Raw genomic sequence first — 12593 nt, 5'->3', positions numbered from 1 at the left:
CACCGGAAGCATCGACCGAAGCCGCGATCCGGAGAAGAGAGACATGCCACCCCGCTTGTCGCCGACCGTACGCCAGCAGCGCCTCGGGATCGAGTTGCGCAGGATGCGCGAACGCGTGGGCGTCACGCCCAAGACGCTGGCCGCCACCATCGGCACCGACCTGCCGAAGATCTCCCAGATGGAGAACGGGAAATCGGGCATCAGCGCGGACCGGCTGCGGACCTGGGCACACACCTGCGGCTGCGAGGACGGCCCGTACCTCGACGCGCTGCTCGCGATGACGCAGGACCGGCGCAAGTACTGGTGGGACAGCTACCGGGGCCGGCTGCCGAACGGGATCATCGACATCGCGGAGATGGAGCACCACGCGGCCTCCCTGTCCATCCTGAACAGCACGTTCATCCCCGGCCTGTTGCAGACCCCGGCGTACGCCGCCGCGGTGTTCGAGCGTCTCCCCCCGCAGTACCGGCAGGAGGCGGAGGTTCGGAAGGCATTCCGGATTCGGCGCCAGCAGATCTTCGTCGACCGTCCGAAGCCGTACAGCGCATTCCTGCACGAGTCCGCCCTGCGCATGCAGTTCGGCGGTCCGGAAGTACTGCGGGACCAGTTGCAGAGCCTGGCGGAGAATTCCGAGCGGCCCGGGGTGGAGATCCGGGTGATCCCGTTCAGCGTCCCCACCTACACGGGGTCCGGGGAGAGCCTGTACCTCGCCCGCGGGCCGGTCCCGGAGCTCGACACCGTCCAGATCGATCTCTCTCACGGGCCGAAGTTCGTGCACTCCGCAGAGGAATTGGACTCCTACCGCCGGATCAAGGAGAGGACCGCGATGATCGCGCTCGGGCCGGAGGAGTCCTGGGACTTCATCCGGACCTTACTGAAAGACTTCTCATGAGCAGGTGGCGCAAGGCCTCGGCCAGCGGAGAGAGCACCGACTGCGTCGAGGTCAGGGCGGCGGGCGGGCTGGTGGAGATCCGCGAGTCGGACCAGCCCGAGGTGGTCGTACGGACCACGCCGCGCAAGTGGGCCGCCTTCGTCCGCGGGGTGAAGGCCGGGGAGTTCGACCGGTACGGCGACCTCACCCGGCCCTGACCGCAGCCGTCCGGGCCGGCGCCGGCGGTAGGCTTGGCAGCCCACAGTGGACCCCTGCGCCTGGCACAGCACTCCGGGTGGGGGTGCGCGTGCGGGAGAAATCGGAGCATCCGAGGATGGCTCGGCACCTGATCACCAGCGCCCTTCCGTACATCAACGGGATCAAGCACCTGGGCAACATGGTCGGGTCCATGCTCCCGGCGGACGTCTACTCCCGCTATCTGCGCCAGCGCGGCCACGAGGTGCTGTTCATCTGCGCCACCGACGAGCACGGCACCCCCGCCGAGCTGGCCGCCCAGGAGGCCGGGCTGCCGGTCGCCGAGTTCTGCGCCCGGGCGCACGACGCGCAGAAGGCGGTGTACGACGGCTTCGGGCTCTCCTTCGACCACTTCGGCCGCAGCTCCTCGCCGCAGAACCGGGAGATCACCCAGGAGATCGCCCGCGAGCTGCAGCGCAACGGCTTCATCGAGGAGCGCTCGATCCGCCAGGTGTACTCCAACGCCGACGGACGCTTCCTGCCGGACCGCTACATCGTCGGCACCTGCCCGCACTGCGGCTACGACAAGGCGCGCGGCGACCAGTGCGAGAACTGCACCCGCGTACTGGACCCGACCGACCTGCTGGAGCCCCGCTCGGCGATCAGCGGCAGCTCCGACCTGGAGGTCCGGGAGACCAGGCACCTGTTCCTGCTCCAGTCGAAGCTGACCGAGGAGGTCGAGGACTGGGTCGGCGCCCACGGCGACACGTGGCCGGTGCTGGCCTCCTCGATCGCCCGCAAGTGGCTGACCGAGGGCCTGCAGGACCGCTCGATCACCCGCGACCTGGAGTGGGGCGTCCCGGTGCCGGCCGACGTGTGGCCCGAACTGGCTGCCGAGGGCAAGGTGTTCTACGTCTGGTTCGACGCCCCGATCGAGTACATCGGCGCCACGAAGGAATGGGCGGACGCGGCCCCGGCCGGGCAGCCGCGGGACTGGAAGTCCTGGTGGTACGAGGCCGACGCGACCGTCCGGTACACCGAGTTCATGGGCAAGGACAACGTCCCGTTCCACACGGTGATGTTCCCGGCGACGATCCTCGGCTCGCGCCGCCCGTGGAAGAAGGTCGACTACGTCAAGGCCTTCAACTGGCTGACGTACTACGGCGGGAAGTTCTCCACCAGCCAGAAGCGCGGCATCTTCAGCGACGTCGCGCTGGAGCTGCTCCCGGCCGACTACTGGCGCTACTTCATGATGGCCCACGCGCCCGAGTCGGACGACTCCAGCTTCACCTGGGACCTCTTCGCCTCGGTGGTCAACAAGGACCTCGCCGACACCCTCGGCAACTTCGTCAACCGGGTGCTGTCCTTCAGCCGCAAGCGCTTCGGCGACGACGTCCCGGGCGGCCACCCGGCGGGCGAGGCCGAGCAGCGCCTCGGCGAGCAGGTCGCCGGGCTGCTCGCCGAGTACGAGGCCCAGCTGGACGCGCTCAACTTCCGCAAGGCGGCGCAGGCCCTGCGCGCGCTGTGGAGCGCGGGCAACGCCTACCTGGACGAGAAGGCGCCCTGGCGGCAGGTGAAGACCGACCCGGACGCGGCGGCGCTCACCCTGCGCACGGCGATGAACCTGATCCACCTGTACGCGGTGGTGTCCGAGCCGTTCATCCCGACCGCGGCGGCGGCCATGCGCGGGGCCTTCGCACTGCCCGCGGACTCGCCCGCCGCCACCCGCGCCTGGGTCGGCCCGGAGGAGGCTCGGGCACTGGACCTGGTGCCGGCCGGGACGGCGTTCACGGTGCCGCCGGTGCTGTTCGCCAAGATCACGGACGAGGACCTGGCGGCCTGGACGGCGCGCTTCGGCGGCTCCGAGGGCTGAACCGGCCCAAGGGCCGAACCGGCCCCAAGGGCTGAGGACCGTACCGCGGGCCAGGGCCCGGAGGCGACCCTCCGGGCCCTGCGCGTTCCCGGAGGTCGCGCCCTGATCCGGCGCTACCCGGCCGTCTCCCCGGCCACCCAGTCCAGATAGCCGGGGCTGCCGGCCACCACCGGCACGGCGATCACCTCCGGCGTCTCGTACGTGTGCCGCTCGGCGACGAACGCGCCCAGCCGGTCGGCGAGTTCGGCCCGGGTCTTGAGGTCGATCCGCCACTCCTCGGCGTCCCGCACCTCGCCCTCCCACCAGTACACCGACCGCACCGGGTACACCTGGGCGCAGGCCGCCAGCCGCTCCCGCACCACGGCGGACGCCAGGGCCCGGGCCCGCTCCTCGCTCTCGTGGGTGGTGGTCACCACGACGAAGCGCTGCTCGCTCGCTGTCATGCCCCGACGGTATCCCGGGGGCGCCGCCCCGGCCGCACCCTCGGCCAGGCCCTCTGAGCACGGGGCCCGGGACCGGGCGGCGGCACCGCCCGGCCCCCGGACCTCAGGGCTTGCGGGCCGTGTGGACGGTCATGGCGGAGAGGTAGAAGGCGTCCGGGCGGCGGAGGATGCCGGTGGGGGCCTCCTCGTCGAGGAGGGCCTCGAGGGTGCCGCGGTCCTCCGGGAGGAGGCTGTCGGCGAGCTGGTCGTGCAGGCGGCGGAGCTGGGTGTGCAGGTACCGGCGGGTCGGGCGGTCGAGCGGGGCGGGCCGGTCGACCAGGAAGGTGCGGGTGCCGCTCGGGGTCAGCCCCGCGCGCTTCAGCATGGCCGGCCAGTCCTCGATCTCCTCGGTGCTGCCCGGCAGTTCGGCCCGCATGGCGCTGAAGCCGTCCTCGTGGACCGCGTCCAGCCGGGCCTGGAATCCGGGCCGGCCGAGGCCGAAGTCCCGGGGCAGGTAGCGCGCGGGCAGGCCGCGTTCGGCAACGGCCAGCAGGCCGCCCGGCCGCAGCACCCCGGCGAGCGAGGCGAGCGCGGCCTGCTGGTCGCCCAGGTGGTGGATCGCGTTGCCGGACCAGATCAGGTCGGCCTCGCCGAGCTTGTCGAACTCGGCGGGCAGATCGGCCTGCTGGGTGCCCAGCCGGCCGCCGGAGCGGGTCCGGGCGCGCTCCAGCAGGGCGGCCGACTGGTCGACGGCCACCACCTCGGCCGCCGGGAAGACATCCGCCAGCAGTCCGGCGATCACCCCGGGGCCGCTGCCGACGTCGAGGACCCTCCGTACGGTGCCGTCCGGCCCGGCCGTCCCGTCCGTCCCGCCCGTCCCGTTGCCGTGCAGGCCGGACAGCCACCGCCCGGCCTCGGTGACCGCGGCGGCCCGCAGGTCGGCCTCCTGCTCCAGGTGCGCGGCGAGCGCGTCCCAGTCGAAGTCGGCGGCGGGGACGTTCCCGTGGCCGTGGCCATGCCCGTGCCCGTGCCCGTGCTGCTTCTGGTGCTGCTGCTGCGAGGTCATGTCCGGTCTCTCCGTTCGTGGTTGACGAAAGCTTCCCCGCTCACGCGGGCACCGCGGCGCCGGACGCGCGGCCGTGCCGGTCCCGCAGGGTCGCGACCGCCCGTCCGGGATCCTCCTGCGCGAGGTCGCGGTCCGGCGCGAAGGCGGCCGCCACGCCCATCCGCATGGCGCTCACCTCCACCGCCAGGCTGCGACCACCCTCCCCACAACGGCAAGCTTTGTTGCCACCCCAGCAAACCGAAACACCCGGCGCCGAAGAGCGCCCCGCTCAGCCGCCGGTCCGCCGCCAGTACGAGCGGGCGGCCAGCGCCAGCGCCACTCCGTACCCGGCGAAGGCGCAGATCCCCACCCACGCCACCTGCAGCGCCTGCTCGGGCGTGGCCAGTTCGCCCTGCCGGATGCCGATCACCCCCGTACCGCACAGCGCCAGATAGCCGAGGCCGACCAGCCCGTACGGCGCCAGCGTCGCCGCGCCCAGCAGCGCCGGGGTGAGCGGCAGCCAGCGCGGGACGCGGCGGCCGCGCAGCGGAAGCGTCCAGCGCGGGAAGACCTGCCCCCACGGCCGCACCAGCCCCCACAGCAGGAACACCCCGATCGCCGCCAGCAGCACCGTGCCGTCCAGCCCCCAGGACTCCAGCGCCAGCCAGAGCCCGGAGGAGCCGTTGCGCACGTACCCGGCGTACATCTCGGCGCCGCTGACCCCCGCGAAAGTGCCGCCGAGCGCCCAGATCAGCTTCATCACCACGTACGGCACGAAGGCCAGGGTCCCCGCCCAGGCCGCGAGTTGGACGGTCGCGGGAGCCGCCGACGGGGCCGGTGCCGTCCTCCGCACGGCACCGTCGGGCCGCCGGGTACGGGCGGTGCGGGCCAGCAGCAGCGCCCCGGACGCCGCCAGCGCGCGGTGCACCGTGTCCGGGACACTGTCCACGCCCTGCCCGAACAGCAGCGTCACCACGTCCATCAGCAGGCTGAAGGCCGCCACCGCGGCCAGCCCGCACAACAGCCACAGCAGCCGCCTGAGCCCCGCCGACGGCCGCAGCCGCACCACCGCCACCCCCGCCGCGAGCGCCGCCACCCCGACCCCGGCGACCACCCACCCCAGTCCGCGCACACCGAGCAGCGCCGTCCCGGTCAGCGCACACCCCAGTCCGTAGCCCGCGTAGCCGACGCCCCAGGCCGCGACCGCCCATCCGTCATTCCTCGTCATGCCGACAGGCTCGCCCGCACCACCGGGCCCGGGCCTCCCCCCGCACGGGGATCCGGCTCCCCCGCCGGAGGGATCCCGGCGGGGACGAGAGCGCGACGCCCTTGCTTTGGAGCGCACTCCAACTCCTAGCCTCCGAGGCACCACTGACGCACCACCGACCCACCACCAGGGGGAGCACGACCACGCGCTACCGCGTCCTCGGCGGCACCGGCATCGAGGTGAGTGCCCACTGCCTCGGCACCATGATGTTCGGCCACATCGGCAACCCCGACCACGACGACTGCGCCCGGATCATCGACACCGCGATCGACCGGGGCATCAACTTCATCGACACCGCCGACATCTACTCGGCGGGCGAGTCCGAGGAGATCGTCGGCAAGGCGCTGGCCGCGCGCGGCGACCGCGACGAGATCGTGCTCGCCACCAAGGCGCACTTCCCGATGGGCGAGGGCCGCAACCGGGGCGGCAACTCGCGGCGCTGGATCGTCCGCGAGGTCGAGGAGAGCCTGCGCCGGCTGCGCACCGACTGGATCGACCTCTACCAGATCCACCGGCCGGACCACACCACCGACATCGAGGAGACCCTGTCCGTCCTGGGCGACCTCGTCCGGGCCGGCAAGATCCGCGCCTTCGGCTGCTCGACCTTCCCCGCCGAGCAGTTGGTGGACGCCCACCACATCGCCGAGCGCCGCGCCCTGCCGCGCTTCCGCACCGAGCAGCCGCCGTACTCGCTGCTCGCCCGAGGCGTCGAGCGCGACGTGCTGCCGGTGGTCCAGCGGCTCGGCATGGGCGCGCTGACCTGGGGCCCGCTCGCCGGCGGCTTCCTCACCGGCCGCTACCGCCAGGGCCGCCCGGTGGACCTCACCCAGGGCCGCGCCGCCATCAACCCGGGCCGCTTCGACCCGGCGCTGCCCACCACGGCCGCCAAGCTGGAAGCCGTCGAGGCCTTCACCGCCCTCGCCGAGGAGCTCGGCCGCACCCTGCCCGAGCTGGCCCTCGCCTTCCCCGCGGCCCACCCGGCGGTCACCTCGGTGATCATCGGCCCGCGCACCATGGAGCAGCTCGAATCCGCGCTCAAGGCCGCCGACCTGGTCCTGGACGACGCCACCCTCGACCGCATCGACGCCATCGTCCCGCCCGGCACCGACCTCTACCAGGCCGACGGCGCCTGGCAGGCCCCGTCCCTCACCACCCCCGCCCTCCGCCGCCGCCCCGCCCCCGACCGCCCGGCCGCCTGACCCGTCCCCGCGCCGCTCCGGCCCGCCCGGCCCGCCCGGCCCTCGCGGCCGGGCGGGTGAGCGGGGTCCGGCGCTATCCCCTCGGGGCGGCGAAGCAGTGGACGGTGACCGTACGGCCGGAGGGCCACTGCTGGTCGGCGCTGCCGAGGTGGGCCCAGCCCAGACGGCGGTAGAGGGCGACGGCCGCGGTGTCGGTGGCCAGGACGTCGAGGACCGGGTGCAGGCCGAGCGCCCGCGCGTGCGTCACGGCGCAGGCGAGGAGGCGGGCGCCGATGTGGTGGCCGCGCGCCCCGGGGGCGACATAGAGGCGGCCGATGACGGCGGTGAGCTCCGGGCGGCCCCCGGTGCGGTGGCTCCACCGGGCGGGGGCGAGGTCGCCCGGGGCGCTGCGGGCGAGGCCGACGTGGCCGGCGAGCCGGCCGTCCGACTCGGCGATCCAGGCGGCGAGCAGGCCGTCCGGGGTGAGCCAGGAGGCGGGGCGGTCGGGCCAGTCGGCGGGGTAGCCGTCGGCGCTGTGGACGTCGCCCAGCACCCGGACGCAGTCGGCCAGGTCGTCACCGCGGCGCGGTCGGACCAGCACCCCCGCCCCGGTCTGCCGTGAGCCGGACGCGACGACGTCGGCGCGTTCTTCAAGGTCTGCCATGCCGGTACGTTACCGGCCGGCCTTCACCGTCGCAGCAGGTCGACGACCCCGGTCAGGTCCTCCTCGCCGCTGCCGACCTCCAACCGCCGCTCCATCAACCGGAAGTACGGCTCCAACAGTTCGGCACTCACCCCCTGCTCCTCGGCGGTGCGCAGCAGCGTGCCCTTGCCCGCCACCTGCATCGCCAGACTGGACACCACGCCCTTGGTGTAGTCGCCGCTCTCCAGCTGCACCGCGGTGCCGGCGATGGTCCGGGTCATCGCGGTGACGTAGTCGCCGAGCAGCGGCGCGAGGTCGCCCGGCGCGACGGCTTCGCCGCGGAACAGCGCGAAGGCGTGCGCGACCCCGGCGAACATGCCGTACATCGCACTGAGCAGCGCCACGTCGTGCAGGGCCGCGTACCCGGCGTCCTCGCCCACGTACCGGGTGCCGGCGGGCGCGGCGAGGGCCGCCCGGTGCTCCTCGAACAGCTCCGACGAGCCGCTGTAGAAGACGTACGGCCCGGCCGCCGGGACACCGATCATCGGCGGGACGGCCATGATCCCGCCGTCCAGGTAGCGGGCACCGTGCCGTGCGGCCCAGGCGGCGCGGGTGCGGGCCTGCCCGGGGGTGCTGGTGACCAGGTTGACCAGGTCCTTGCCGGCCAGGTCGACGCCGGCCAGCGCCTCGTCCACGGACGCGTCGTCGAGCAGGCAGACGACGACCAGGCGGTTCGCCGCGACCGCCTCGGCGGCGGTGGAGGCGACCGTGGCACCGCGGCCGACGAGCGCGTCGGCGCGGGCGGCGGTGCGGTTCCAGACGGTCAGCGGATGCCCGGCGGTGAGCCAGGCGTCGGCCAGTGCGGTGCCCATGGCACCGAGGCCGAGCAGGGTGAGCGGGGTCCTGACCGCGTGCTCGGACGGATTCTCGGGGGCGGTCTCGGGAGCGTTCTCAAGGAGCTCGTTCGTCATGGGAGTCAGCCTCCGCGCCGCCCCCGGGAACGACCAAGTACGCACTTCGAAGTGGGTGGTTACCCTGAAGTGAGCATCCAGGTCGAGGGGTTCGGAAGGGGTGGGCATGGCGACCGTGCCGAGGCCGGGGGCGTACATCTGTGGGACGGACGCCGCGATGGACGTGATCGGCGGCAAGTGGAAGGTGTCGATCCTCTGGGCCCTGGGCGAACGCCCGAGCTGCCGCTTCGGCGAGCTGCGCCGGCTGCTGCCGGGGATCACCGAGAAGGTGCTGGCCGCGCACCTGCGCGAGATGGAGGCGCCACGGCATCGTGCACCGGGAGGCGTACGACGAGGTGCCGCCCCGGGTCGAGTACACGCTGACCGAGGCGGGGCGCCGCCTCAACACGGCGCTGGGGCCGCTGGGGGACTGGGGACGGGAGCACGTCCTGGGCCGGGCGCCGTACCCGGCCTGACCTGCCCCGGCCTTCCGTCCCGCGTTTTCCCGTTCCGTGTTTTCCCGTTCCGCTACGCGATCGCGGCCGACACCACCGCCGCCACCGCGATGTTGCAGCTGGCCGACACCCACACCGCCGGGTGCGGCTCCGGCTCGACCAGGACGGCGCCGAGCTTGCCGGGCGTCAGCAGGTCCACCAGCCAGAACGCGAGGGCCATCAGCACCAGCCCGAGCAGGCCGTAACAGGCCGTCGAGACCAGACCCTTGGCGAAGTCGGCGTAGGTGTACATGATCGCGGTGAAGACGATGCCGCCGATGCCGAGCAGCGCGGAGCTGAGCAGGACCGCGGCGTTGTGGTTGCGTTCGACCCAGATCTGGTGGCCGAGCTTGCCGGGCGTCAGCAGGTCCACCAGGCCGACGCCGAGGAGCAGCAGCACCACCCCGAGGGCGCCGTAGGCCGCCGCCGCGCCGAGCCCGTGCAGGATGTCGTTCATCGTGGTTCCAGCCCCCGGTCCGCCCTCGCCGTACGCCCCGACCGGCTGGTCAGGGCCCCTCGACCGGCCCGGTCAAGGGTTGGCAAAAGATACCCCACACGGGTGAGAGGCGGACCGGGGATCCGGAAAGCGGGACGGGTCAGTCCTCCTCGTGCACCAGGTGGTCGACGCAGGCCGCGATGGCCAGCAGCAGGCCGGTGTCCGCGCCGTCGGCGATCTCCACCCCGTAGGTGTCCCGGATCCGGAACCACTTGCGGCTGATCCGGGCCAGCTCGTCGCCGTGGTCGTTCTCGACCCGGTAGTCCTTGTCGATCAGGTTGCCGTGGATCTTCAGCTCGCCGCCGGAAGCCAGGTCCACCAGGTACTTGTCGCGGAACGGGGTGAACAGCTTCTCCCGGACGGTCGCGATCACCTCGCCCTCGGCGTCCTCGATCTTCATCGCGTCGCGGACGGTGAGCATCTTCTCCTTCACCACCGCGACCACCCGGCCGTGCGCGTCCTTCAGCTCGAAGGTGTGCCGCAGCCGCAGCACCTTGCCGTCCACCAGGTACGCCTTGTGGCCCTGGTCGTCCTCGATCCAGTAGTCGTCGCCGACCGCGAACAGCTTCTCCCTGACCAGATACCGCACCGCGGAACCTCCTCCGTGTTGACGTCGGCCCCATTCGACCCTGTTCCCCCGCCCGCCGAAAAGCACCGCCACGAAGCACCCGCCGGAAACCCCGTCGCACGACGGCATCCGGTCGCGTTCAATACCGCCATGCACCCCGACCCCACCGCCGCCCCGCTGCACAGCGAGCGCCTCGACCTGCTGCCGATCGCCCCGGAGCACGCCGAGGAACTGGCGGCCGCACTCGCCGACCCGGCCCTGCACGCCTTCACCGGCGGCCGCCCGGCCACCGCGGAGGAGATGCACGCCCGCTGCGCCCGGCTCGCCGCCGGCTCCCCCGACCCGGCCGAGCAGTGGGGCAACTGGGTCCTGCGGCTGCGCGCCGACGGCGCCCTCCTCGGCTACGTGCAGGCCACCGTCCGCCCCGACGAAGCCGAACTCGCCTGGGTGGTCGGCACCCCCTGGCAGCGCCGCGGCCTGGCCACCGAGGCCACCCGCGCTCTGCTCGACCACCTCACCGCCGCCGGCGTCACCACCGCCGTCGCCCACATCCACCCCGACCACCACGCCTCCGCCAGGGTCGCAACCGCCCTCGGCCTGCACCCCACCGCCCGCACCCAGGACGGCGAAACCCGCTGGCAGGCCGACCTCACCCGCCGGTGAGGTTGTGACGCAGGGGTCCGCCCGCTCCGGAATGCGGGCAGGTGCGATGCGGTTTGATGGGGTTATGGCATCTCGTGCACGTGTACGCGCCCCCGAGCTGGTCGGGGCAGGCGGTTGGCTGAACACCGGCGGCAAGGAGCTCACGCTCGCCGACTTCCGGGGCAAGATCACCGTCCTGGACTTCTGGACCTTCTGCTGCATCAACTGTCTCCATGTCCTGGACGAGCTGCGGGAGTTGGAGGAGAAGCACCGCGACACGGTGGTGATCGTCGGGGTGCACTCGCCGAAGTTCGTGCACGAGGCCGACCATCAGGCCGTGGTGGACGCCGTCGCCCGGTACGAGGTGCATCACCCGGTGCTGGACGATCCGGCGCTGGCCACCTGGAAGCAGTACGCGGTGCGGGCCTGGCCGACGCTGGTGGTGATCGACCCGGAGGGGTACGTGGTCGCCCAGCACGCCGGTGAGGGGCACGCCCACGCGATCGCCCGCCTGGTCGAGGAGCTGGAGGCCGAGCACGCCGCGAAGGGCACGCTGCGCCGTGGCGACGGCCCGTACGTGGCGCCGGAGCCGACCGCGGGGGATCTCAGGTTCCCCGGCAAGGCGGTGCGGCTGCCGAACGGGCACTTCCTGGTCGCCGACTCCGGCCATCACTCGCTGGTGGAGCTGGCCGAGGACGGCGAGACGGTGGTGCGCCGGATCGGCGACGGGCAGCGGGGCCTGGTGGACGGCAGCAGCCCCCGGTTCAGCGAGCCGCAGGGCTTGGCGCTGCTGCCGGAGGGCTCGGAGTACGACGTGGTCGTGGCCGACACCGTCAACCACGCCCTGCGCGGCCTGCGGCTGGCCGACGGCAGTGTGACCACGCTGGCCGGCACCGGCCGCCAGTGGTGGCAGGGCTCGCCCACCGAGGGCCCGGCCCGCGAGGTGGACCTCTCCTCGCCGTGGGACGTCGCCTGGTTCGACGGCCGGGTGTGGATCGCGATGGCGGGCGTGCACCAGCTGTGGGCGTACGACCCGGCGGCCGGCGAGGTCGGCGTCGCGGCCGGCACCACCAACGAGGGTCTGGTGGACGGGCCCGTCGCCGAGGCCTGGTTCGCCCAGCCATCCGGCCTCGCGGTCTCCGCGGACGGCGAGCGGCTCTGGGTCGCCGACTCCGAGACCTCGGCGCTGCGTTCGGTTTCACGTGAAACCAAGACGGTCCAAACCGCCGTCGGCACCGGCCTGTTCGACTTCGGCCACCGCGACGGCGCGGCCGACCAGGCCCTGCTCCAGCACCCGCTGGGCGTCACCGTGCTGCCGGACGGCTCGGTGGCCGTCAGCGACACCTACAACCACGCGCTGCGCCGCTACGACCCGGCGACCGGCGAGGTCAGCACGCTGGCCACCGACCTGCGCGAGCCCTCCGGGGCGGTGCTGGTGGACGGCGACATCGTGGTGGTCGAGTCGGCCCGGCACCGGCTGACCAGGCTGCGGCTGCCGGAGGAGGCGGTGCGGGTCGAGTCGGTGGCGCACCGCACCCAGCGCGCGGCCACCGAGGTCGCGCCGGGCGCCTTCCGGCTGGACGTGGTCTTCTCGGCGCCGAGCGGCCAGAAGCTGGACGAGCGTTACGGCCCGTCCACCCGGCTGCTGGTCAGCGCGACCCCGCCGGAGCTGCTGGTCTCCGGTGGGGGCGCGGACAGCGACCTCTCCCGGGAGCTGGTGCTCTCCGACGAGGTCGCCGAGGGCGTGCTGCACGTCTCGGCGATGGCGGCCTCCTGCGACGACGACCCGGAGATCGAGTACCCGGCCTGCCACGTGCACCAGCAGGACTGGGGCGTGCCGGTGAAGCTGGTCGCCGGCGGTGCCCGCCGCCTCCCGCTGGTCCTGGCAGGGATGGAGTAGCCCCCGGACGACAAGGGGCCCGGACGACCGGACGACACGGGGCCCGGCT

General features: G+C 73.2%; 14 protein-coding genes and 1 pseudogene. 7 read left to right on the top strand and 8 right to left on the bottom strand.

Going from position 1 to position 12593, the window contains the following annotated elements; genetic code table 11:
• Nucleotides 1–43 precede the first annotated feature (43 nt).
• The 3 genes from ACZ52J_RS04265 (at nucleotide 44) to metG (ending at nucleotide 2939) form a co-directional block, all read left to right on the top strand.
• The gene (locus ACZ52J_RS04265; RefSeq protein ID WP_360497905.1) at nucleotides 44–892 is read left to right on the top strand and encodes a helix-turn-helix domain-containing protein; all 849 of its coding nucleotides are present in this window, start codon (nucleotides 44–46) and stop codon (nucleotides 890–892) included.
• Nucleotides 889–1089, top strand: a complete 201-nt coding sequence (locus ACZ52J_RS04260; protein ID WP_360497907.1) for a DUF397 domain-containing protein — start codon at nucleotides 889–891, stop codon at nucleotides 1087–1089. Before ACZ52J_RS04265 ends, ACZ52J_RS04260 begins: the two co-directional genes overlap by 4 nt.
• Before the next feature lie 116 nt (nucleotides 1090–1205).
• Entirely contained in the window at nucleotides 1206–2939 is a 1734-nt protein-coding gene (gene metG / locus ACZ52J_RS04255; protein ID WP_465615695.1) for a methionine--tRNA ligase, read from the top strand.
• A gap of 113 nt (nucleotides 2940–3052) precedes the next feature.
• Here the strand turns inward: metG and cutA are convergent, their stop codons facing one another.
• From cutA to ACZ52J_RS04235, 4 genes are all read right to left on the bottom strand, one after another.
• On the bottom strand, nucleotides 3053–3382 hold the full coding sequence (cutA, locus tag ACZ52J_RS04250; RefSeq protein WP_360497911.1) for a divalent-cation tolerance protein CutA: 330 nt from the start codon (nucleotides 3380–3382) through the stop codon (nucleotides 3053–3055).
• A gap of 103 nt (nucleotides 3383–3485) precedes the next feature.
• Complete coding sequence (locus ACZ52J_RS04245; protein WP_465615693.1) at nucleotides 3486–4427, bottom strand: class I SAM-dependent methyltransferase; 942 nt, start codon at nucleotides 4425–4427, stop codon at nucleotides 3486–3488.
• A 40-nt stretch (nucleotides 4428–4467) separates the two neighbouring features.
• Nucleotides 4468–4593, bottom strand: coding sequence for a hypothetical protein (locus ACZ52J_RS04240; protein ID WP_465615691.1), 126 nt, complete (start codon nucleotides 4591–4593; stop codon nucleotides 4468–4470).
• A gap of 102 nt (nucleotides 4594–4695) precedes the next feature.
• The gene (locus ACZ52J_RS04235) at nucleotides 4696–5634 is read right to left on the bottom strand and encodes a hypothetical protein (protein WP_465615689.1); all 939 of its coding nucleotides are present in this window, start codon (nucleotides 5632–5634) and stop codon (nucleotides 4696–4698) included.
• Nucleotides 5635–5876: 242 nt separating this feature from the next.
• On the opposite strand from ACZ52J_RS04235, the gene ACZ52J_RS04230 reads away from it, so the two are divergent.
• The gene (locus tag ACZ52J_RS04230; protein ID WP_465615873.1) at nucleotides 5877–6872 is read left to right on the top strand and encodes an aldo/keto reductase; all 996 of its coding nucleotides are present in this window, start codon (nucleotides 5877–5879) and stop codon (nucleotides 6870–6872) included.
• A gap of 73 nt (nucleotides 6873–6945) precedes the next feature.
• Here the strand turns inward: ACZ52J_RS04230 and ACZ52J_RS04225 are convergent, their stop codons facing one another.
• Together ACZ52J_RS04225 and ACZ52J_RS04220 are read right to left on the bottom strand one after the other, a co-directional pair.
• Nucleotides 6946–7515, bottom strand: a complete 570-nt coding sequence (locus ACZ52J_RS04225) for a GNAT family N-acetyltransferase (RefSeq protein WP_465615687.1) — start codon at nucleotides 7513–7515, stop codon at nucleotides 6946–6948.
• 23 nt (nucleotides 7516–7538) lie between these two features.
• Nucleotides 7539–8465 carry an NAD(P)-dependent oxidoreductase gene (locus ACZ52J_RS04220; RefSeq protein WP_465615685.1) on the bottom strand — a complete coding sequence of 309 codons (927 nt, stop codon included), beginning with the start codon at nucleotides 8463–8465 and terminating at the stop codon, nucleotides 7539–7541.
• Between the two features lie 106 nt (nucleotides 8466–8571).
• Between ACZ52J_RS04220 and ACZ52J_RS04215 the strand changes: the two are divergent.
• Nucleotides 8572–8920: pseudogene (locus ACZ52J_RS04215) on the top strand (winged helix-turn-helix transcriptional regulator).
• Nucleotides 8921–8972: 52 nt separating this feature from the next.
• Here ACZ52J_RS04215 and ACZ52J_RS04210 read toward each other — a convergent pair.
• Together ACZ52J_RS04210 and ACZ52J_RS04205 are read right to left on the bottom strand one after the other, a co-directional pair.
• Nucleotides 8973–9395: a DUF350 domain-containing protein gene (locus ACZ52J_RS04210; protein ID WP_360497925.1), complete on the bottom strand. Its 423-nt coding sequence runs from the start codon at nucleotides 9393–9395 to the stop codon at nucleotides 8973–8975.
• A 139-nt stretch (nucleotides 9396–9534) separates the two neighbouring features.
• Nucleotides 9535–10023, bottom strand: coding sequence for an LURP-one-related/scramblase family protein (locus tag ACZ52J_RS04205; protein ID WP_360497927.1), 489 nt, complete (start codon nucleotides 10021–10023; stop codon nucleotides 9535–9537).
• Between the two features lie 129 nt (nucleotides 10024–10152).
• On the opposite strand from ACZ52J_RS04205, the gene ACZ52J_RS04200 reads away from it, so the two are divergent.
• Together ACZ52J_RS04200 and ACZ52J_RS04195 are read left to right on the top strand one after the other, a co-directional pair.
• The gene (locus ACZ52J_RS04200; RefSeq protein WP_465615683.1) at nucleotides 10153–10665 is read left to right on the top strand and encodes a GNAT family N-acetyltransferase; all 513 of its coding nucleotides are present in this window, start codon (nucleotides 10153–10155) and stop codon (nucleotides 10663–10665) included.
• A 64-nt stretch (nucleotides 10666–10729) separates the two neighbouring features.
• A complete protein-coding gene (locus tag ACZ52J_RS04195) occupies nucleotides 10730–12544 on the top strand; it encodes an NHL domain-containing thioredoxin family protein (RefSeq protein WP_465615681.1) in 1815 nt (604 codons plus the stop codon).
• Nucleotides 12545–12593 lie beyond the last annotated feature (49 nt).

The organism is Kitasatospora sp. NPDC034035, assembly GCF_055575755.1.
The sequence above is the reverse complement of the archived record's forward strand: the minus strand, read 5'-3'. Positions and strand labels throughout refer to the sequence as shown.